The sequence below is a fragment of the Pseudomonas sp. RG1 genome, from assembly GCF_025910115.1.
Taxonomy (GTDB): domain Bacteria; phylum Pseudomonadota; class Gammaproteobacteria; order Pseudomonadales; family Pseudomonadaceae; genus Aquipseudomonas; species Aquipseudomonas atacamensis.
Genome location: NZ_JAPCIK010000055.1, coordinates 157,166 through 177,602 on the forward strand (window position 1 = coordinate 157,166; position 20,437 = coordinate 177,602).

General features: G+C 59.6%; 18 protein-coding genes. 3 read left to right on the forward strand and 15 right to left on the reverse strand.

The features are described from left to right. Positions 1–166: 166 nt before the first annotated feature. The 7 genes from OK411_RS26700 to OK411_RS26730 all read right to left on the reverse strand — a co-directional run bounded on the left by OK411_RS26700 (position 167) and on the right by OK411_RS26730 (position 8,524). Positions 167–1,057, reverse strand: a complete 891-nt coding sequence (locus OK411_RS26700; RefSeq protein WP_024014718.1) for an ABC transporter permease subunit — start codon at positions 1,055–1,057, stop codon at positions 167–169. Next, on the reverse strand, positions 1,054–1,935 hold the full coding sequence (locus tag OK411_RS26705; protein ID WP_177318487.1) for an ABC transporter permease subunit: 882 nt from the start codon (positions 1,933–1,935) through the stop codon (positions 1,054–1,056). Before OK411_RS26705 ends, OK411_RS26700 begins: the two co-directional genes overlap by 4 nt. 35 nt (positions 1,936–1,970) lie before the next feature. Next, the gene (locus OK411_RS26710) at positions 1,971–3,113 is read right to left on the reverse strand and encodes an ABC transporter ATP-binding protein (protein WP_016772662.1); all 1,143 of its coding nucleotides are present in this window, start codon (positions 3,111–3,113) and stop codon (positions 1,971–1,973) included. Positions 3,114–3,176: 63 nt separating this feature from the next. Continuing rightward, positions 3,177–4,274, reverse strand: coding sequence for a polyamine ABC transporter substrate-binding protein (locus tag OK411_RS26715; RefSeq protein WP_319636921.1), 1,098 nt, complete (start codon positions 4,272–4,274; stop codon positions 3,177–3,179). 186 nt (positions 4,275–4,460) lie between these two features. Further along, entirely contained in the window at positions 4,461–5,573 is a 1,113-nt protein-coding gene (locus OK411_RS26720) for a polyamine ABC transporter substrate-binding protein (RefSeq protein ID WP_123441777.1), read from the reverse strand. A gap of 171 nt (positions 5,574–5,744) precedes the next feature. After that, positions 5,745–7,109, reverse strand: a complete 1,365-nt coding sequence (locus OK411_RS26725) for an aspartate aminotransferase family protein (RefSeq protein WP_071172173.1) — start codon at positions 7,107–7,109, stop codon at positions 5,745–5,747. A 56-nt stretch (positions 7,110–7,165) separates the two neighbouring features. Further along, a complete protein-coding gene (locus OK411_RS26730; RefSeq protein ID WP_016772658.1) occupies positions 7,166–8,524 on the reverse strand; it encodes a glutamine synthetase family protein in 1,359 nt (452 codons plus the stop codon). Positions 8,525–9,252: 728 nt separating this feature from the next. Between OK411_RS26730 and OK411_RS26740 the strand changes: the two genes are divergently transcribed. Next, a complete protein-coding gene (locus OK411_RS26740; protein WP_016772657.1) occupies positions 9,253–10,629 on the forward strand; it encodes a glutamine synthetase family protein in 1,377 nt (458 codons plus the stop codon). Between the two features lie 285 nt (positions 10,630–10,914). After that, positions 10,915–11,541: a TetR/AcrR family transcriptional regulator gene (locus OK411_RS26745; protein ID WP_024014722.1), complete on the forward strand. Its 627-nt coding sequence runs from the start codon at positions 10,915–10,917 to the stop codon at positions 11,539–11,541. Between the two features lie 167 nt (positions 11,542–11,708). Here the strand turns inward: OK411_RS26745 and OK411_RS26750 are convergent, their stop codons facing one another. From OK411_RS26750 to OK411_RS26785, 8 genes are all read right to left on the reverse strand, one after another. Next, positions 11,709–11,924 carry a TOBE domain-containing protein gene (locus OK411_RS26750; protein ID WP_003229256.1) on the reverse strand — a complete coding sequence of 72 codons (216 nt, stop codon included), beginning with the start codon at positions 11,922–11,924 and terminating at the stop codon, positions 11,709–11,711. Between the two features lie 106 nt (positions 11,925–12,030). Then, positions 12,031–12,837: an aliphatic sulfonates ABC transporter ATP-binding protein gene (gene ssuB, locus OK411_RS26755; protein ID WP_264365918.1), complete on the reverse strand. Its 807-nt coding sequence runs from the start codon at positions 12,835–12,837 to the stop codon at positions 12,031–12,033. After that, entirely contained in the window at positions 12,834–13,616 is a 783-nt protein-coding gene (gene ssuC, locus OK411_RS26760) for an aliphatic sulfonate ABC transporter permease SsuC (RefSeq protein ID WP_027610511.1), read from the reverse strand. Before ssuC ends, ssuB begins: the two co-directional genes overlap by 4 nt. A 9-nt stretch (positions 13,617–13,625) precedes the next feature. Continuing rightward, positions 13,626–14,774, reverse strand: a complete 1,149-nt coding sequence (gene ssuD, locus OK411_RS26765) for an FMNH2-dependent alkanesulfonate monooxygenase (RefSeq protein ID WP_264365919.1) — start codon at positions 14,772–14,774, stop codon at positions 13,626–13,628. 25 nt (positions 14,775–14,799) lie between these two features. After that, entirely contained in the window at positions 14,800–15,774 is a 975-nt protein-coding gene (locus tag OK411_RS26770; RefSeq protein WP_071172169.1) for a sulfonate ABC transporter substrate-binding protein, read from the reverse strand. Positions 15,775–15,863: 89 nt separating this feature from the next. Continuing rightward, entirely contained in the window at positions 15,864–16,457 is a 594-nt protein-coding gene (ssuE, locus tag OK411_RS26775; protein WP_016772651.1) for an NADPH-dependent FMN reductase, read from the reverse strand. 318 nt (positions 16,458–16,775) lie between these two features. Beyond that, complete coding sequence (locus OK411_RS26780) at positions 16,776–17,414, reverse strand: peroxiredoxin (protein ID WP_024014725.1); 639 nt, start codon at positions 17,412–17,414, stop codon at positions 16,776–16,778. A 290-nt stretch (positions 17,415–17,704) separates the two neighbouring features. Further along, positions 17,705–19,060, reverse strand: a complete 1,356-nt coding sequence (locus OK411_RS26785; RefSeq protein ID WP_130926514.1) for an OprD family porin — start codon at positions 19,058–19,060, stop codon at positions 17,705–17,707. A 364-nt stretch (positions 19,061–19,424) separates the two neighbouring features. On the opposite strand from OK411_RS26785, the gene tauA reads away from it, so the two are divergent. Next, positions 19,425–20,414, forward strand: a complete 990-nt coding sequence (tauA, locus tag OK411_RS26790; protein ID WP_136493284.1) for a taurine ABC transporter substrate-binding protein — start codon at positions 19,425–19,427, stop codon at positions 20,412–20,414. Positions 20,415–20,437 lie beyond the last annotated feature (23 nt).

Consider the following 20,437-nt stretch of genomic DNA (forward strand, 5'->3'; position numbering starts at 1 on the left):
TGGAACTGGGCCCTGTGGCGAGGGGATTTATCCCCGTTGGGTTGCGAAGCGACCCCCAAAAAAAAGGCCTGCTGCGCAGTCCATCGGGGATAAATCCCCTCACCACAAAAGCCCGCTCCCACATTTTGATTTGGGTTGGCCTCGGGAATGAAACCAACCCGCCGGCTCACACAGTCTGTGGCGCAGGCGCGCGGCGTGCGTCCGGTTGCTTCCACGAATCAGCCGCGCTTTCTTCGATGGCTTGCTGGATGGCTTTCTTGCGGGCTTCTTCGGCGCGGCGGCTGAAGAACCAGACGAGGAAGGTCACCAGCGACACGGCCAGCAGAATCAGGCTGGCCACGGCGTTGATTTCCGGCTTCACACCCAGGCGCACCGCCGAGAACACTTCCATCGGCAGGGTCGTCGAACCCGGGCCGGACACGAAGCTCGCCAGCACCAAGTCATCCAGCGACAGCGCGAACGACATCATGCCGCCCGCCGCCAGCGACGGCGCGATCATCGGGATGGTGATCAGGAAGAACACCTTCCACGGCCGCGCGCCCAGGTCCATCGCCGCCTCTTCGATCGACAGGTCCAGCTCACGCAAGCGCGCCGACACCACCACCGCCACATACGCCGCGCAGAACGTAGTGTGCGCAATCCAGATGGTGACGATGCCGCGTTCCTGCGGCCAGCCGATCATCTGCGCCATGGCCACGAACAGCAGCAACAGCGACAGACCGGTGATCACTTCCGGCATCACCAGTGGCGCAGTCACCAGGCCGCCGAACAGCGTGCGGCCCTTGAAGTGGGTGATACGGGTCAGCACGAACGCTGCCAGGGTACCCAGTGCCACCGCAGCAACCGCGGTGTAGCAGGCGATTTCCAGCGAGCGCAGCACCGAGCCCATCAGTTGCGAGTTGTCGAGCAGGCCGACGTACCACTTGATCGACCAGCCGCCCCATACCGTCACCAGTTTCGAGGCGTTGAACGAGTAGATCACCAGGATCAGCATCGGCAGATAGATGAACAGCAGACCCAGTACCAGCATCAGGCTGGAGAAACGGAAGCGCTTCATTCTTTACCCTCCATTTCCTTGGCCTGACTGCGGTTGAACAGAATGATCGGCACAATCAGGATCGCCAGCATCACCACCGCCAGCGCGGACGCCACCGGCCAGTCGCGGTTGTTGAAGAATTCTTGCCACAGCACTTTACCGATCATCAAGGTTTCCGGGCCGCCCAGCAGTTCCGGGATCACGAACTCGCCGACCACCGGAATGAACACCAGCATGCAGCCGGCAATGATCCCGTTCTTGGACAGCGGAATGGTGATTTTCCAGAAGCTGTTGAAGGTGCTCGAACCCAGATCAGACGCAGCTTCCAGCAGACTCTGATCGTGTTTGACCAGGTTGGCGTAGAGCGGCAGGATCATGAACGGCAGGTACGAATAGACAATCCCGATGTACACCGCCAGGTTGGTATTGAGAATCTGCAGCGGCTCGTCGATCAGGCCCATGCTCATCAGGAAACCGTTGAGCAGGCCGTTGTTGCTGAGGATGCCCATCCACGCGTACACGCGGATCAGGATCGCGGTCCAGGTCGGCATCATGATCAGCAGCACCAGTACCGTTTGCAGCTCCTTGCGCGCGCTGGCGATGGCGTAGGCCATCGGATAGCCGATCAGCAGGCAGAGCAAGGTGCTGATAAAGGCCATTTTCAGCGAGCCGAGATAGGCAGCGATGTACAGCTCGTCGTCACCCAGCAACGCGTAGTTGCCCAGGTTCAGCAGCACTTGCAGCTTCTGCTCGGCGTAGGTGTAGATCTCGGTGTACGGCGGGATCGCCACGTCGGCTTCGGCGAAGCTGATCTTCAGGACGATGAAGAACGGCAGCATGAAGAACAGGAACAGCCAGATGAACGGCACCCCGATGACCATCTGCCGGCCATTGGGGATGATTCGGTTTATGCGGCGTTTGAATTTGCGCATGTTCATGAGCGAAGTACCACGCCGCTATCGTCTTCCCACCACACGTAGACCTGATCGCCCCAGGTCGGACGCGCGCCGCGACGTTCGGCGTTGGCGACGAACGACTGCACCAGTTTGCCGCTTGGCAATTCGACGTAGAACACCGAGTGCCCGCCCAGATAAGCGATGTCGTGGACCTTGCCGCTCGACCAGTTGTACTCGCAGGTCGGCATGTCGGCGGTGACCAGCAGTTTTTCCGGGCGAATCGCGTAGGTGACCGACTTGTCCTGCACCGAGGTGCTGATGCCGTGGCCGACGTAGATCTGCCGGTCGAGGTCCTTGCAGGTGATGGTCGCGTGGCCTTCGGCGTCGTCGATCACTTCGCCTTCGAAGATGTTGACGTTGCCGATGAATTCGCAGACCAGACGGCTGGTCGGGGTTTCGTAGATGTCGATCGGGCTACCAATCTGCGCGATCCAACCCAGGTGCATGATCGCGATGCGCTCGGCCATGGTCATGGCCTCTTCCTGGTCGTGGGTCACCATCACGCAGGTCACGCCGACGCGCTCGATGATTTCCACCAGTTCCAGCTGCATCTGCGAACGCAGTTTCTTGTCCAGTGCACCCATCGGTTCGTCGAGCAGCAACAGCTTCGGGCGCTTGGCCAGCGAGCGGGCCAGGGCCACGCGCTGACGCTGACCGCCGGACAGTTGATGCGGCTTGCGCTTGGCGTACTGGCTCATCTGCACCAGCTTGAGCATCTCGGCCACGCGGGCGTCGATTTCAGCCTTGGGAATCTTGTCCTGCTGCAGGCCGAAGGCAATGTTCTGCGCCACGGTCATGTGCGGGAACAGTGCGTAGGACTGAAACATCATGTTGATCGGACGGTCGTACGGCGGCATGTCGGTGATGTCGACGCCGTCGAGGAAAATCCGCCCTTCCGTGGGCCGTTCGAAGCCTGCAAGCATCCGTAGCAAGGTGGATTTGCCCGATCCCGAACCGCCGAGCAGAGCAAAAATTTCGCCCTTCTTGATTTCCAGGGACACGTCGTCCACGGCAATCGTCTCGTCGAACTTCTTCGTGACCCGGTCGATTTTGACCAGCACCTGTTTTGGTGTCTGGTCGCCCTCGAGGGCTTTCTTGTAGGCGCCGGAGGCAACTGCCATTTACGAAACTCCCAACAGAAGCAGCAGTTCGCCCCGCAAGACGAACCCTGGATAGTTTGTGCGTTATTTGCCCGACTTGACCTTGGTCCAGCTACGGGTCATCAAACGCTGAATATTGGCTGGCAACTCGGTCGACACGTAGGTCTTGTCGAGGACTGCTTGCGGTGGGTAAACCGCTTCATCGGTGCGAATGGATTGTTCCATCAGCTTGTCCGAACCCGGGTTGGGGTTGGCGTAACCGACGTAATCACTGACCTGGGCGATCACCTCAGGTTTCAGCAAATAGTTGATGAAGGCGTGGGCTTCCTTGACGTTGGACGAATCCTTGGGGATCGCCAGCATGTCGAACCACAGCGCACCGCCCTCTTTCGGGATCGAATAGGCGATGTTGACGCCCTTCTTGGCTTCCTCGGCACGGTTCTTCGCCTGGAAGATGTCGCCGGAGAAACCGATGGCCACGCAGATGTCGCCGTTGGCCAGATCACCGATGTACTTCGACGAGTGGAAATAGGTCACGTATGGACGCACCGCGAGCAACTTGGCGGTGGCCTTTTCGTAGTCCTTGGTGTTGGTGCTGTTGGCGTTCAGGCCCAGGTAATTGAGCATCGTCGGCATCATTTCATCAGCCGAATCGAGGAACGCAACGCCGCAGCTGTGCAGCTTCTTGATGTTTTCCGGCTCGAACAGCACGGCCCAGGAATCGATCTTGTCGATACCGAGCACGGCCTTGACCTTGTCGACGTTGTAGCCGATGCCGTTGGTGCCCCACAGATACGGCACGGCGTAGAGGTTGCCGGGATCGTTCTGCTCCAGGCGCTTGAGCAGCACCGGGTCGAGGTTGGAATAATTGGGCAGTTGCGCCTTGTCGAGCTTCTGGAACGCGCCCGCCTTGATCTGCTTGCCAAGGAAGTGGTTCGAGGGCACGACCACGTCGTAACCGGTACGCCCGGCGAGCAGCTTGCCTTCCAGGGTTTCGTTGGAGTCGAAAACGTCGTAGACCGGTTTGATCCCGGTCTCTTTCTCGAAGTCGGCCAGGGTCGATTCGCCGATGTAATCGGACCAGTTATAAATATGCACCGTACCGGCGGCCTGGGTTCCGACAGCGATTGTCAGGCCGGCAGCGACCAGCAGGGCTTTGCGCAAAGAAGAAAATACAGGCAAGTGGAGGTCCTCTAAATTGATTGGGCCCAAGTTGCCCCGCGCTGCATGACAGCCATGGCTGCCCGACAACAAAACCGGCGCGCAACTTACCCTCGAAAAACCGATCCAGCAAAACTTTCTGTCATTTAATTATCCGCTGGCCGCCGTCGCGACGACGACGGCCAGTGGTTGTGGCGACAAACCGGCTTATTTGCCCGATTTGATCTTGGTCCAGCTGCGCGTGATCAGACGCAGCGTTGCAGCGTCCAGATCGCTGATCGCATAGAGCTGCTTCTTCACTTCAGCCGACGGGTAGATGCTCGGGTCGCTGGTGATGTCCTTGTCCACCATAGGCGTCGCCGCCTTGTTGCCGTTCGGGAAACGCACGGCGTTAGTGATGCCGGCCATCACTTGCGGCTCCAGCAGGTAGTTCATGAACTTGTAGGCGGCTTCGACGTTTTCGGCATCCTTGGGAATGGCGACCATGTCGTAGAAAGTACCGGCGCCTTCTTTTGGAATGGTGTAGGCCAGCTTGACCTTGTCACCGGCTTCCTGAGCGCGGGTCTTGGATTGCTCCAGGTCACCCGAGTAACCGACGGCGACGCAGATGTTGCCGTTGGCCAGGTCGGAGATGTACTTGGACGAATGGAAGTAGGCGACCGAAGGACGGATCTTCAGGAACAGGTCTTCGGCGGCTTTCAGGTCAGCCTTGTCCTTGCTGTTGGTCGGCTTGCCCAGATAGTGCAATGCCGCCGGAATCATTTCGGTCGGGGCATCGAGGAAGCTCACACCGCAGCTTTTGAGTTTCTCGATGTTTTCAGGCTTGAACACCACGTCCCACGAATCGATCTTGTCGATGCCCAGCGCAGCCTTGACCTTGGCCGGGTTGTAGCCGATGCCGATCGAGCCCCACATGTACGGGAAGGCGTGTTTGTTGCCCTGGTCGCTGGCATCGCCAACGGCCTTGAGCAGATCTTCGTCGAGGTTTTTCCAGTTCGGCAGCTTGGACTTGTCCAGCTCCTGGTAAACGCCGGCCTTGATCTGCTTGGCGAGGAAATTGTTGGAAGGCACCACGATGTCGTAACCGGACTTGCCGGCCAGCAGCTTGGCTTCCAGGGTTTCGTTACTGTCGAAGACGTCGTAGACGACTTTGATCCCGGTGGCTTTTTCGAAGTTGGCCACGGTGTCCGGCGCGATGTAGTCGGACCAGTTGTAGACGTGCAGTACCTTGTCGTCCGCGTGCACCGCACCCGCCATCATGCCCGCCATGGACAGCGCGAGCAGAGTCTTGCCAGCTAGCTTTTTACCTAATGCCTTCATGCGTCATGCTCCAAATTTTTCTTTTTTGAACCACTTTGTTCAGCGGCCGAACCCGGACAACTGGAACCGCGGCTAGTCTGGCAAGATCCGAGGCGGTCTTTCAACAAAAGACCAGCCTTTCTGACAGCTTTGAGCGAGTGCGCCGCAGCTCCCCCGCCCAAAGCCTAGCACCTAGGCCTGTAGCGCACCGAGGGTCAGGTCCAGACACTTGCGTGCCTTTGTAACCAGCTCATCGATCTCCGCTTTGCTGATCACCAGCGGCGGCGCGATGATCATGGTGTCGCCGACTGCGCGCATGATTAGGCCGTTGTCGAAGCAGAACTGCCGGCAGATCATGCCCACACCCTTGCCTTCGTAACGCTTGCGCGTGGCCTTGTCCTGCACCAGCTCGATCGCCCCCAGCAGACCGACGCCGCGAACTTCACCCACCAACGGGTGATCGTTCAGCTCGCGCAGACGTTTCTGCAAATACGGTGCCGTTTCGTTGTGGGCGTTCTCGATAATTTTTTCGTCGCGCAGGATGCGGATGTTTTCCAGGCCCACAGCGGCTGCCACCGGGTGGCCGGAGTAAGTGAAGCCATGGTTGAAATCGCCGCCTTCATTGAGCACGGCCACCACCGAATCACGCACGATCAACCCGCCCATCGGGATGTAGCCGGAGGTCAGGCCCTTGGCGATGGTCATCATGTGCGGCTTGAGGTCGTAGAAATCGCTACCGAACCACTCACCGGTACGGCCGAAGCCGCAGATCACTTCGTCGGCAACAAAGAGGATGTCGTACTTGGCGAGGATTTCCTTGATGCGCGGCCAGTAGGTATCAGGCGGAATGATCACGCCGCCGGCACCCTGGATCGGCTCGGCAATAAAGGCACCGACGTTGTCGACGCCGACCTCGAGAATCTTTTCTTCGAGCTGATTGGCCGCCCAGATGCCGAACTCTTCCGGCGACATGTCACCGCCTTCGGCGAACCAGTACGGCTGGGCGATGTGGACAATGCCCGGAATCGGCAGGTCGCCCTGCTCGTGCATATAAGTCATGCCGCCGAGGCTGGCGCCGGCCACGGTAGAACCGTGGTAACCGTTCTTGCGGCTGATGATGACTTTCTTGTTCGGCTGGCCTTTGATCGCCCAGTAGTGGCGGACCATGCGCAACATGGTGTCGTTGCCTTCGGAGCCGGAGCCAGTGAAGAACACGTGGTTCATGCCTTCTGGCGCCACGTCGGCAATCGACTTGGCCAGTTCCAGTGCCGGCGGGTGTGCGGTCTGGAAGAACAGGTTGTAGTACGGCAGTTCGCGCATCTGTTTGGCGGCGGCATCGGCCAGCTCATCGCGACCGTAACCGATCGCCACGCACCAGAGGCCAGCCATGCCGTCGAGGATCTTGTTGCCTTCGCTGTCCCACAGATAAACGCCCTTGGCGTTGGTGATGATCCGCGGGCCCTTCTCTTTCAGTTGCTTGAAGTCGCTGAACGGGGCCAGGTGGTGATCGCTGCTCAGCGCTTGCCACTCACGGGTTTGCGGGTTGTTGCTGGTCATGCCAATTCTCCTTGTTATCGGTGAAGGCGCGACGGCTGGCCGCCGCGCCCGGCGTATCAGACGGCGAAGAGCAGGTACTCACGCTCCCAGGAACTGATCACGCGCTTGAAGTTTTCATGCTCGGCCCGCTTGACCGCGACGTAGCCGGTAATGAAGGTCTTGCCGAGGTACTTCTCGATGGTCGCGCTGTTTTCCATACGCTCCAGCGCGTCCTCGATGGTCAGCGGCAGGCGCAGGTTGCGGCGCTCGTATCCACGGCCGACCACAGGCGCGCTCGGATTCAAGCCCTCGACCATGCCGATGTAGCCGCAGAGCAGGCTCGCGGCGATCGCCAGGTACGGGTTGGCGTCGGCGCCCGGCAGGCGGTTTTCCACGCGGCGGTTCTGCGGGCCGGCATCCGGTACGCGCAGGCCGACGGTGCGGTTTTCTTCACCCCACTCGACGTTCACCGGTGCCGAAGTATCCGGGAGGAAGCGGCGGAACGAGTTGACGTTCGGTGCGAACAGCGGCAACAGCTCGGGGATCAATTTTTGCAGACCACCGATGTGGTGCAGGAACAACTGGCTCATGGTCCCGTCTTCGTTGGAGAAGACGTTCTTGCCGGTCTGAATGTCGATGATGCTCTGGTGCAGGTGCATGGCGCTGCCCGGCTCGCCGGTCATCGGCTTGGCCATGAATGTCGCTGCCACGTCGTGCTTGAGCGCGGCTTCGCGCATGGTGCGCTTGAACACCAGAATCTGATCGGCCAGCGACAGGGCGTCACCGTGACGGAAGTTGATTTCCATCTGCGCGGTGCCGTCTTCGTGGATCAGCGTGTCGAGGTCCAGCTCCTGCAATTCGCACCAGTCGTAGACGTCTTCGAACAGCGGGTCGAATTCGTTGGCCGCTTCAATGGAGAACGACTGCCGGCCGATTTCCGGACGGCCCGAGCGGCCGATCGGCGGCTGCAACGGATAGTCGGGGTCGTCGCTGCGTTTGGTCAGGTAGAACTCCATTTCCGGCGCCACGATTGGCTGCCAGCCCTTGTCGGCATAAAGCTTCAAGACTTTCTTGAGGACGTTGCGCGGCGACAGCTCGATCGGGTTGCCTTGCTTGTCGTAGGTGTCGTGGATCACCTGCGCGGTCGGTTCGATGGCCCACGGCACCAGATACACGGCGTTCTGGTCGGGACGGCAGATCATGTCAATGTCGGCCGGGTCGAGCAGTTCGTAATAGATGTCGTCTTCGACGTAGTCGCCGGTCACGGTCTGCAGCAGCACGCTCTCCGGCAGACGCATGCCTTTCTCGGCGATGAACTTGTTGGTCGGCGAAATCTTGCCCCGGGTAATACCGGTCAAGTCGCCGATCATGCATTCGACTTCTGTGATCTTGCGGTCTTTCAACCAATCGGTGAGCTGGTCGAGGTTGTTACTCATAAATGCCTCTGGGCTGAGTCTCCTGACGCGATGTCAGGCAATTTTGACGCTTGCGGCGTCGCGTTAAAGGGGGCTTGCTCGCGCAGTGCCGGCTTACGCCTGGCACCGCGCATAGACAATGAAAGAGGAGCTTACCTGCCCTTGACGCTGGCGTTGCATTTCCCGTGCACTTTGCAAACGTGCAGAATCACAAGCATGACGCTGAGTGCGGCACGGGCTTTGGGAGGGAAAGAGTTCTATAGTGAAAGGAGACGCCATAAAGCGGATGCTGTGCCCGACGTCCAGAATATCGGACGCTGCCGTTTTGCCGGATGTGGACGAGCGTGTCGTCGACAGGCTGCGCGCCTTGCTGGCTGCGCTACGGACGGATTGATCGCCACTGATGTGATGAGCATGCAGACCGGACTGTTGCGAGCAGTCGGTGATGCCGATTAACGGCAGGCGAGACATGAAGCACCCCGGTATTATTGCTGTTATGGGTTTGACCGGAGCTTAGCCTTGTTCATTTTTTTACACAACACCCCCGTAAAAAATACAACACGGCCTGCTCAAGCCCGCAGCTGAGCAATGTTCAAGGTTTGAAAAAACGCCCCAAAGTGCCCCATAAATGCCCTTCAAGCGCTTTTTCGGGGCAAAAAAGGCCTCGCTTGACTTCGGCAGGCCGTTCGGGTTGACTGAAACCAGAAAAGATCAATGATTGATATTTTTAACAACAAAGGTGTTGCATCATGTCGGTACCCCCGCGTGCCGTTCAGCTTAACGAAGCGAACGCGTTCCTTAAGGAACATCCTGAGGTTCTGTACGTTGACCTTCTGATTGCGGATATGAATGGTGTGGTGCGCGGCAAGCGCATCGAACGCACCAGCCTCCACAAGGTTTACGAGAAAGGCATCAACCTGCCGGCCTCTCTATTTGCTCTGGATATCAACGGCTCCACGGTGGAAAGCACCGGTCTGGGCCTGGACATCGGCGACGCCGATCGCATCTGCTATCCAATCCCCGATACCCTGTGCAACGAGCCATGGCAGAAGCGCCCGACCGCGCAGCTGTTGATGACCATGCACGAACTCGAAGGCGATCCGTTCTTCGCCGATCCCCGTGAAGTGCTGCGCCAGGTGGTGACCAAGTTCGACGAGCTCGGCCTGACCATATGCGCCGCCTTCGAACTCGAGTTCTACCTGATCGATCAGGAAAACGTGAACGGCCGTCCGCAGCCGCCACGCTCGCCGATCTCCGGCAAACGCCCGCACTCGACGCAGGTCTACCTGATCGACGACCTCGACGAATACGTCGACTGCCTCCAGGACATTCTGGAAGGTGCCAAAGAGCAAGGCATCCCGGCCGATGCGATCGTAAAGGAAAGTGCCCCGGCGCAGTTCGAAGTGAACCTGCACCACGTCGCCGACCCGATCAAGGCCTGCGACTACGCGGTCCTGCTCAAGCGTCTGATCAAGAACATCGCCTACGACCATGAAATGGACACCACCTTCATGGCCAAGCCGTATCCGGGCCAGGCGGGCAATGGTCTGCACGTACACATTTCGATTCTGGACAAAGCCGGCAAAAACATTTTTGCCAGCGAGGATCCCGAGCAGAACGCCGCGCTGCGTCACGCGATCGGCGGTGTGCTCGAGACCCTGCCGGCGCAGATGGCTTTCCTCTGCCCGAACGTCAACTCCTACCGTCGCTTTGGCGCGCAGTTCTATGTACCGAACTCGCCGTGCTGGGGCCTGGACAACCGCACCGTGGCGATTCGCGTACCAACCGGCTCTGCCGATGCCGTACGTATCGAGCACCGCGTGGCCGGCGCCGACGCCAACCCGTACCTGCTGATGGCTTCGGTACTTGCCGGCGTGCACCACGGTCTGGTCAACAAGATCGAACCGGGCGCGCCTGTCGAAGGCAACAGCTACGAACAGAACGAACAGAGCCTGCCGAACAACTTGCGCGATGCCCTGCGCGAGCTGGACGACAGCGAGGTGATGGCCAAGTACATCGATCCGAAGTACATCGATATCTTCGTCGCCTGCAAGGAAAGCGAGCTGGAGGAGTTCGAACACTCCATCTCCGACCTTGAGTACAACTGGTATCTGCATACCGTTTAAATGGTTTGCAGCTTCAAAAAAACGCCGTTGGCTGATTCAGCCAGCGGCTTTTTTTTATGGCCGAACACAAAACCTGTGGCGAGGGGATTTATCCCCGTTGGGTTGCGAAGCAGCCCCAAATCCATCCCACTCGGTGTGTCAGCAATACCCGGCTCTCAGGGTTTACGACTGCTGCGCAGCCGAACGGGGCGGTGCGACGTTTCGCTAAATCCCCTCGCCACAGGGTACTGGCAGACAACACCTGAACCGCCTCGTACAATGCCCGCTGCCCCGCAGGAGACTTCCATGACGCGTCCCGCCACCGTCCGCAAACCCCGTGCCCGCAGTCAGGCGCGGATCGATTCGATCCTCGATGCCGCGCGCACGCTGCTGGCGGCCGAGGGCGTGGCCAGTCTGTCGATCTACAGCGTCGCCGAGCGCGCGCAGATTCCGCCCTCCTCCGTGTATCACTTCTTCGCCAGCGTCCCGGCGCTGCTTGAAGCCCTGACCGCTGATGTCCACGCAGCCTTCCGCGCCTGCCTGCAAGCGCCGATCGATCACGACGCGTTACGCGACTGGCGAGATCTGTCGCGACTGGTCGAACAACGCATGCTGGAGATCTACGACGAAGACGCCGCCGCACGGCAATTGATCCTGGCGCAACACGGCCTGACCGAAGTGACCCAGGCCGACCGCCAGCACGATCTGGAACTGGGCGACCTGATGCACAAGCTGTTCGACCAGCATTTCGAGTTGCCGAGGCTGCCGGACGATGTCGATGTGTTTGCCCTGGCGATGGAACTGGGCGACCGGGTCTATGCTCGTTCGGTGCAGCAGCACGGGCAGATCACCCCGCGCATGGCCGAGGAAGGGATGCGCGTGTTTGATGCCTATATCGGGTTGTATCTGCCGCCGTATCTACCCAAGCGCTGAGACATGATCGTTCCCACGCGCAGCAAAGGAATGCAGCCCGTGACGCTCCGCGTCACTGGACGCGGAGCGTCCCTAGAGGCATTCCCACGCGGAGCATGGGAACGATCGATAGGCACAAAAAACCCCGCAGGGCTCACACCCTCCGGGGTTGTTTTTTGTTCACCGGCTTACAACTTGGCGATCGATACCTCGGTGGATTTCACAAAGGCGATCACTTCGCTGCCGACCACCAGCTCCAGCTCTTTCACAGAGCGGGTAGTGATCACCGAAGTGACGATGCCCGAAGCGGTCTGCACGTCGATTTCCGACAGCACGTCGCCGAGGACGATTTCCTTGATCGAGCCTTTGAACTGGTTGCGCACGTTGATGGCTTTGATAGTCATGGCATTTCTCCTAGGATCGAAATGAGCTGCAAGCGGCAAGCTATAAGCTGCAAGTAAAAGCACCAGGCTTGTTCTTGCGGCTTGTAGCTTGAAGCTTGCAGCTGCTTCATTGCGCCCAACGCAATTGCGTAGGCAGGGGTGAAACGGGTTCCGGCGCCGGCGGTTCGCCGGGCAGGGACAGAACACGGTTGAGCACTTCGGTTTCCAGTGCGGCGAGGCGATGCGAGCCACGCACCCTGGGGCGCGGCAGTTCGACGTGCAGGTCGAGGCCGACTTCGCCGTCCTCGATCAGGATCACCCGATCGGCAATCGCCACCGCTTCACTGACGTCATGGGTCACCAGCAGCACGGTAAAACCGTGTTGCTGCCACAGCCGTTCGATCAGTTGCTGCATCTCGATGCGGGTCAGGGCATCCAGTGCGCCGAGTGGTTCGTCGAGCAGCAACAGACGCGGCTGATGGATCAGCGCCCGGGCCAGCGCGACACGCTGCTTTTGGCCACCGGACAACGCCGCCGGCCACTCATTGGCGCGATCAGCCAGACCCACGGCTTCCAGTGCATCCAGCGCTTGCTGGCGCCAGTTGCCCTTGAGGCCGAGACCGACGTTGTCGATGATCTTTTTCCACGGCAGCAGCCGCGCTTCCTGGAACATCAGCCGCGTATCGTCGCGCGCCTGGCTGAGCGGCGCGGAGCCGGCCAGCAGCTCGCCGCCAGTCGGTTGATCGAGGCCGGCGAGCAAGCGCAAGAACGTGCTCTTGCCACAACCGCTGCGCCCGACCACGGCGACAAACTGCCCCGCCGGAATGTGCAGATCGATGTCGCGCAGCACCTGGCGCGCGCCGAAGGTTTTCTGCAGGTTGCGCACCGCCAGTGGAATCCCGCGCAACAGGCGTGGAGGTTGTTGAGCGGTCATGCCGCACCTCCCTTGGCAACCTGATAGGCCGGGTGCCAGCGCAGCCACACACGTTCAAGTCCACGGGCGGCGAGGTCGGCGAGTTTGCCGAGCACCGCGTAAAGCAGGATCGCCAGCACCACCACATCGGTCTGCAAGAACTCTCGAGCGTTCATCGCCAGATAGCCGATGCCGGAGCTGGCCGAGATGGTTTCAGCGACGATCAGCGTCAGCCACATGAAGCCCAGGGCGAAGCGCACGCCGACCAGAATCGACGGCAACGCACCCGGCAGAATCACCTGCCAGAACAGGCTGAAACCGCTCAGACCATAACTGCGCGCCATCTCCACCAGCGCCGGGTCGACGTTGCGGATGCCGTGATAAGTGTTCAGGTAAATCGGGAACAAGGTGCCCAGCGCCACGAGGAAAATCTTCGCTGACTCGTCAATGCCGAACCACAGGATCACCAGCGGAATCAGCGCCAGATGCGGCACGTTGCGGATCATCTGCACCGAGCTGTCGAGCAGGCGCTCGCCCCACTTCGACAGGCCGGTGATGAAACCCAGCACCAGACCAATGCTGCCGCCGATGGTAAAACCGAGTGCCGCGCGCCAGCCGCTGATCGCCAGGTGCGTCCAGATCTCGCCGCTGCGTACCAGACTGACACCGGCTTCGATCACCGCCACCGGGGCCGGCAGAATCCGTGTCGACAACCAGCCCGCCGACACCGACAACTGCCACACCGCCAGCAGCAACACCGGCAACGCCCAGGGCGCGAGGCTGTGGATAAATTTGTTCATGGCTGCGCCTCACCTCTGCGACGCGGCTTTGGGCAGGATGTCGTTGGCGACCATCTCGCCGAACGGGCTGACATAACCGGCGCTCTTCGGCAGTTCCGGGCGTTCGACGTCGAGGTGCGGGAACAGCAGCTCGGCCACGCGATACGATTCTTCGAGGTGTGGATAACCGGAGAAGATGAAGGTGTCGATACCAAGATCGGCATATTCCTTGACCCGCGCTGCCACGGTCGGGCCATCGCCGACCAGCGCAGTACCGGCACCGCCACGTACCAGACCGACGCCGGCCCAGAGGTTGGGGCTGACTTCGAGGTTGTCGCGGCTGCCGCCGTGCAGCGCGGCCATGCGTTGCTGGCCGACCGAATCGAAGCGCGCCAGCGAAGCCTGCGCACGTTGGATGGTGTCGTCGTCCAGATGCGAGATCAGCCGGTCCGCTGCCTGCCAGGCTTCGGCGTTGGTTTCACGGACGATCACATGCAGACGAATACCGAAGCGCACGGTGCGGCCGAGCTTGGCGGCTTTGGCCCGGACTTGTGCGATCTTCTCGGCCACCGCGGCCGGCGGCTCGCCCCAGGTCAGGACCATCTCGACCTGCTCGGCCGCCAGATCCTGCGCCGCTTCCGAAGAGCCACCGAAATACAGCGGCGGACGCGGTTGCTGGATCGGCGGATACAGCAGCTTCGCGCCCTTCACGCTAATGTGCTCGCCGTCGTAATCGACGGTTTCGCCTTCCAGCACACGGCGCCAGATACGGGTGAATTCCACCGAGGCTTGATAGCGTTCCTCATGGTTGAGGAACAGACCGTCGCCGGCCAGTTCTTCCGGATCGCCACCGGTGACCAGATTGAACAGCGCACGCCCGCCGGACAAACGATCCAGCGTTGCTGCCTGGCGCGCCGCGACCGTCGGGGAAATGATCCCGGGGCGCAGGGCGACGAGGAATTTCAAACGCTGGGTCACCGGAATCAGCGAGGCCGCGACCAGCCATGAGTCTTCGCAGGAACGCCCGGTGGGAATCAGCACCCCGCCAAAACCCAGACGATCCGCCGCTTGCGCGACCTGTTGCAGATAACCGTGATCAACCGCGCGGGCGCCTTCGGCGGTGCCAAGGTAATGGCCGTCGCCGTGGGTTGGCAGGAACCAGAAGATGTTGAGGCTCATGGAGTGGTCTCCTTATGGATTCGAATTACTGGGCTGGGGAGCTTTGGGCCACAGCGGCCGGCGGGGTCCAGATCACATCCTTGATGCTCAACGGCTTGGGAATCAGCTTGAGCTGGAAGAACGTGTCGGCGATTTTCTGTTGCGCAGCGACCACTTCCGGGGTCAGGAACAGCGCACCGTAGCCCTGGCGTTTCACCGAGGTCAGGGTGATGTCCGCCGGCAGGCCAAGCAGTGGCGCGACCTGTTGCGTCACGTCTTCGGGATTGGCTTGCGACCATTCACCCACCGCGCGCACTTCTTCGACGAGGGTCTTGATCACCTCGGGATTTTTCTGCGCGTAAGGTTTGGTCGCGAGATAGAACTGGTGGTTGTCGACGATGCCTTTGCCGTCACGCAGGGTGTGCGCTTGCAGTTGTTTCTCGGCAGCGGCCTGATACGGATCCCAGATGACCCAGGCGTCGACACTGCCACGTTCGAACGCAGCGCGGGCATCGGCCGGCGGCAGGAACACGGTCTGAATATCGCTGTACTTGAGGCCGGCGTCTTCCAGTGCACGCACCAGCAGGTAGTGCACGTTGGAGCCTTTGTTCAGGGCGACTTTCTTGCCCTTGAGATCGGCCACCGATTTGATCGGCGAGTCTTTCGGCACGAGGATCGCTTCGCTGTTCGGCGCTGGCGGTTCATAGGCGACGTAGAGCAGATCGGCGCCAGCGGCCTGGGCGAAAACCGGCGGGGTTTCGCCGGTCACGCCGAAATCGATCGAGCCGACGTTGAGGCCTTCGAGCAGTTGCGGGCCGCCGGGAAACTCGGTCCATTGCACGTCGACGCCTTGCGCCGCGAGGCGTTTTTCCAGCGTGCCTTTGGCTTTGAGCAGCACCAGCGTGCCGTACTTCTGATAACCGATCCGCAATGTCTCGGCTTGAGCTTGGGTGATGGCGCCGAAGGTGACAGCCGCAGCAAACAGAGCGACCAGACCACGACGCAAAAATACAGTGCGCATAGCGCTCTCCTTTTTGCTGTTGGGTTTTGGCTGCACCTGCTTGCCCGTTGGCGGGCGAGTAAGGCCAGTACTTCAAATTTCGATGAGGCTTAAATGCTCCAGCGAGCACTCAACAAACGTTCGTTCAGCAGGCCTGGCTCCAGCGGTTTCGGCCGGCGCGCCATGGCGCCGATGAACTGGTCCAGGGCCTCGTGCAAGCGTTGCTCCAGGGCCGGCGCCAGTTGCGCTGCGGCACTGCCTTCGCCATAAGCGATCTGGCTGTCCTCGGCGAAAATGCCCTGAAGCATTTCCTGGGCCTTGAGTGCCGACAGCACAGGCTTGAGAGCGTAATCGACCACCAGCATGTGGGCGATGCTGCCGCCGGTAGCCATCGGCAAGACTACCTTGTGATTCAAGGCACGCTCGGGGAGCAGATCCAGCAGGGTCTTCAGCGCACCGGAAAACGAGGCCTTGTACACCGGCGTGGCGATCAGCAGGCCATCGGCGTTTGCGATCTGTTGCAACAGGTCGAGGACCTTCGGGCTGTCGAAGCGCGCGTGGAGCAGATCCTCGGCCGGGAAGTCCCGCACCTGATAACTCACCACTTCCACCCCTTGCTGTTGCAACCAGCGTTGCGAACGCTCCAGCAGCACCCCGGAACGGGAGCGCAGGCTGGGGCTGCCACCGAGTGAGACGACCAGCATTGCAGATTCCTTTAAGCGTTACGGGCGATTCGCAGGCTGCGATCTCGCTTCAATGGCAGTGACCTTACCAGCTGATTTATATATCCATAAATCATATTTATTCATTTGGTTATGCATTTAAGAGATATACCTCTGCGCAGAATACAGGCGAAAAAAAAGGCCGTCGAAACGGCCGAAATTTCCCTGCGTAGTCACACGAAGATCGTTTCCACGCTCTGCGTGGGAATGAATCCATGGACGCTCCGCGTCCACTGTGACGCGGAGCGTCACGGGCGGCATTCCCACGCAGAGCGTGGGAACGATCAAAATCTCACTGACTTATTTGTTCGGCTGCGGCGTCAGGCGCAGGTACGGCTTCACCGCGCGATAGCCTTTCGGGAAGCGCTGCTTGATCTCGTCCTCATCCTTGAGCGACGGCACGATCACCACCTCTTCACCGTCCTGCCAGTTGGCCGGGGTGGCCACCTTGTAATTGTCGGTGAGCTGCAGCGAGTCGATCACCCGCAGGATCTCGTGGAAATTGCGCCCGGTGCTCGCCGGGTAGGTGATGGTCAGGCGGATCTTCTTGTTCGGATCGATGACGAACAATGAACGCACGGTCAGGGTGTCGTTGGCGTTCGGGTGGATCAGGTCATAGAGATCGGACACCTTGCGATCGGCATCGGCCAGGATCGGGAAATTGACGATAGTGTTCTGGGTTTCGTTGATGTCCTCGATCCACTTGTGGTGCGAGTCCACCGGGTCGACCGACAGCGCGATGGCTTTGACGCCACGCTGGCTGAATTCATCCTTGAGCTTGGCGGTGAAACCCAGCTCGGTGGTGCACACCGGAGTGAAATCCGCCGGATGGGAAAACAGCACGCCCCAGCTATCGCCCAGCCATTCGTGGAAACGAATCTTGCCGGCGCTGGAGTCTTGTTCGAAATCGGGGGCGATGTCGCCGAGTCTGAGGCTCATGGTGCTGCTCCTGATGAGGGATGGGAGACAACAACTGTAGCTCGGGATCAATCAGCGTGAAAAAGAATAAATAAATAGATATCTAGATGATTCGGGAATATTAAAGATCTGTTCATTGGACACCGGCCTGCATCGCGACGAACATCGGTTGCAAGGTTCGAGAAGGCCTTGAGTTGCAGCAAAGAGGGAAATCGAGAAGGGCTTACGGGGGTGAGCCTGACTCGAAACGTAAAAGCCCCGTCCGGCGCGATGCCGGACGGGGCTTTTTTTCTTCAGTTGCTCGAGCGCTATTACAACAGCGGGATCGAGTAGCTGAGGATCAGGCGGTTTTCGTCCTGGTCGCGTTGACCAGCGATGTCGGTGCGCCACGAAGCGTTTTTCCACATGAAGCCGACGTTTTTCAACGGGCCTTCTGGAACAACGTACGCTACGGTCAGATCGCGTTCCCACTCGGAAGCGCCATTCGAAGTCTGGACGCGACCGGCGTTGTACGTATCGACGTTGTCGCCACGCAGGTAAACCATACCGGCGGTCAGGCCTGGCAAGCCAACCTTGGCGAAGTCATAGGAGTAGCGTGCTTGCCAGGTGCGCTCGCCGGCACGGGCGAACTTCTGGATCTGCATGTCGGTGATGGTGTAGTTCGACGAACCGTCGCCCTGGTTCAGCCAAGGGAAGTCGCTGCTGCCGTTGCTCACCTGATAGCCGCCACCAAAGGTGTGACCGGCAACGGTGTAGAGGAACAAACCACTGTAGAGGTTGTTGTCGACTTTGCCGCGACCGTTGGCGAAACCAGAGTAGCTACCGTTGCTGAAGTAAGCAGGTGTGTTGCCGTTGGCGCCGTCGTCGGAACTGTTGAAGTAACGCAAGTCAGACTTCAAAACGCCCGGGCCGATTGCCCAGTTGTGAACCAGACCCAGGAAGTGTTGCTTGTAGAAATCTTCCAGGTTGCCGTAGTAGTACTGGGCAGTCAGGTCTTTGGTGATTTTGTAGTCACCACCGGCGTAGATGAACTTGTTGCTGTTAATGGTGCGCGCGCTTGCACCACCGATAGACAGCTGTTCATTGTTGCTGGAGTTACGACCTTTCACGTGCTCGATCTGGCCACCGACCAGAGTCAGGTCCTTGATCTCGCCGGAAGTGATCTGGCCACCCTGCCAGGTTTGCGGCAGCAGACGACCATCGTTAGTGACGATGACCGGGTTCTTCGGCTGCAGAGTACCCAGCTTCAGTTCGGTCTGGGAGATCTTGGCCTTGGCCGTCAGACCCAGGCTGGAGAAGTTATCAACCGCCTCACCGTTGGATTCGCTTGGGAAAACAGTGCCGCCGTAAGCAGTACCTGGGCCGCCGCCGGAGGCAACGTTACCGTTGGTGCCGCCACCCGAATCCAGACGTACGCCCAGTAGGCCGATGGCATCGATACCGAAGCCGACAGTACCTTGGGTGTAACCGGAAATGAAACGCAGATCGAAGCCTTGGCCCCACTCTTCGTTGCGACTTGGTTCGGCAGTGCCGTTACGGTTGTCAGTGTTGATATAGAAGTTGCGCAGACCCAGAGTAGCCTTGCTGTCTTCGATGAAACCGGCGGCGCCTGCCTGCTGCGCCATAACCCCAACGGCCACAGCCAGGGCCAAGGTGGACTTGTTCATGTATCGCTCCTCTCGTTCTAATTCTTGTGTTCCTGGTTCGGGGTCGATTTGCCCTGAATCCTAAGATGCGCGATTAGCGCCAGACCGTGACTGCCAAGTCAATCGTAACCTTGTGTGTCTACGACCATCGTCTAATCGCCAGTGATTGGGTCCCTGCAGCGTAAAGACTTCCTGATAATCCCAAAAAGAATTTATTCATCCTTTTTCATACCATTCGGACATATGGCCCATTAATGGCCCTTTGCGCCGGGAAACAGCGTATCGGCGCCTAAGCTCATTCCTAAATGGTATTTGTTGACCTTTTTTTAGATCGATTAGCTTTGCCGTGCTCCCAACACGGCAAATCCCATCGAAAAGGCGACGCATCATGGCGAAACGCGCACTATCAAGTCAATTTGTTACAGTTTGTGTGTCGGCACTGTTTTCTTTTTCCGCACATGCCGCCGGTCTGACGGTCGGCTACCAGACCGGGATCGATCCGAGCAAAGTGCCGCAGGCCGATGGTGTCTATGAAAAAACCATCGGCGAGAAGATCGACTGGCGTCGTTTCAACAGCGGCCCGGAAGTCGTCACTGCCATTGCTTCTGGCGACGTGCAGATCGGCAACCTTGGCTCAAGCCCACTGGCAGCAGCTGCTTCACGCAATCTGCCGATCGTGGCGTTTATCGTTTCGGCGCAGATCAATGCCGCCGAAGCCTTGGTGGTGCGCAACGGCAGCGGCATCGACAAACCGCAGGACCTGATCGGTAAAACCATCGCCACACCGTTCGTGTCGACCTCGCACTACAGTCTGCTTGGGGCGCTGAAGCACTGGGGTCTGAATACTTCGCAAGTCAAAGTGGTCAACCTGCAACCGGCGGAAATCGCCGCCGCGTGGAAGCGTGGCGACATTGACGGGGCGTTTGTCTGGTCGCCAGCGCTGGGCGAGATCCGCAAGACCGGCAAGACCCTGACCGACGCCGCCCAGGTCGGCCAGTGGGGTGCGCCGACCTTCGAGGTGTGGGTGGCGCGCAAGGACTTTGCCGAGAAGCATCCCGAGGTCGTGGCCAAGTTTGCCAAGGTCACCCTGGAGTCGTTCGCTGATTACGCCGCACACAAAGACAGCTGGACGGCCGACTCGGTGCCTGTGCAGAAAATCGCCAAATTGACCGGTGCCAACGCAGCAGATGTACCGGAACTGCTGGCCGGTTCGGCGTTCCCGGATGCCAAGGCGCAGCAAACCACGGCGCTGCTGGACGGCGGCACCGCGAAGGCCATTGCCGAAACGGCGAAATTCCTGAAGGAACAAGGCAAGGTCGAGACGGTGCTGCCTGATTATTCGCCGTACGTCAGCGCCAAATTCATCACTGACTGAATGCAGAACCCTGTGGTGAGGGG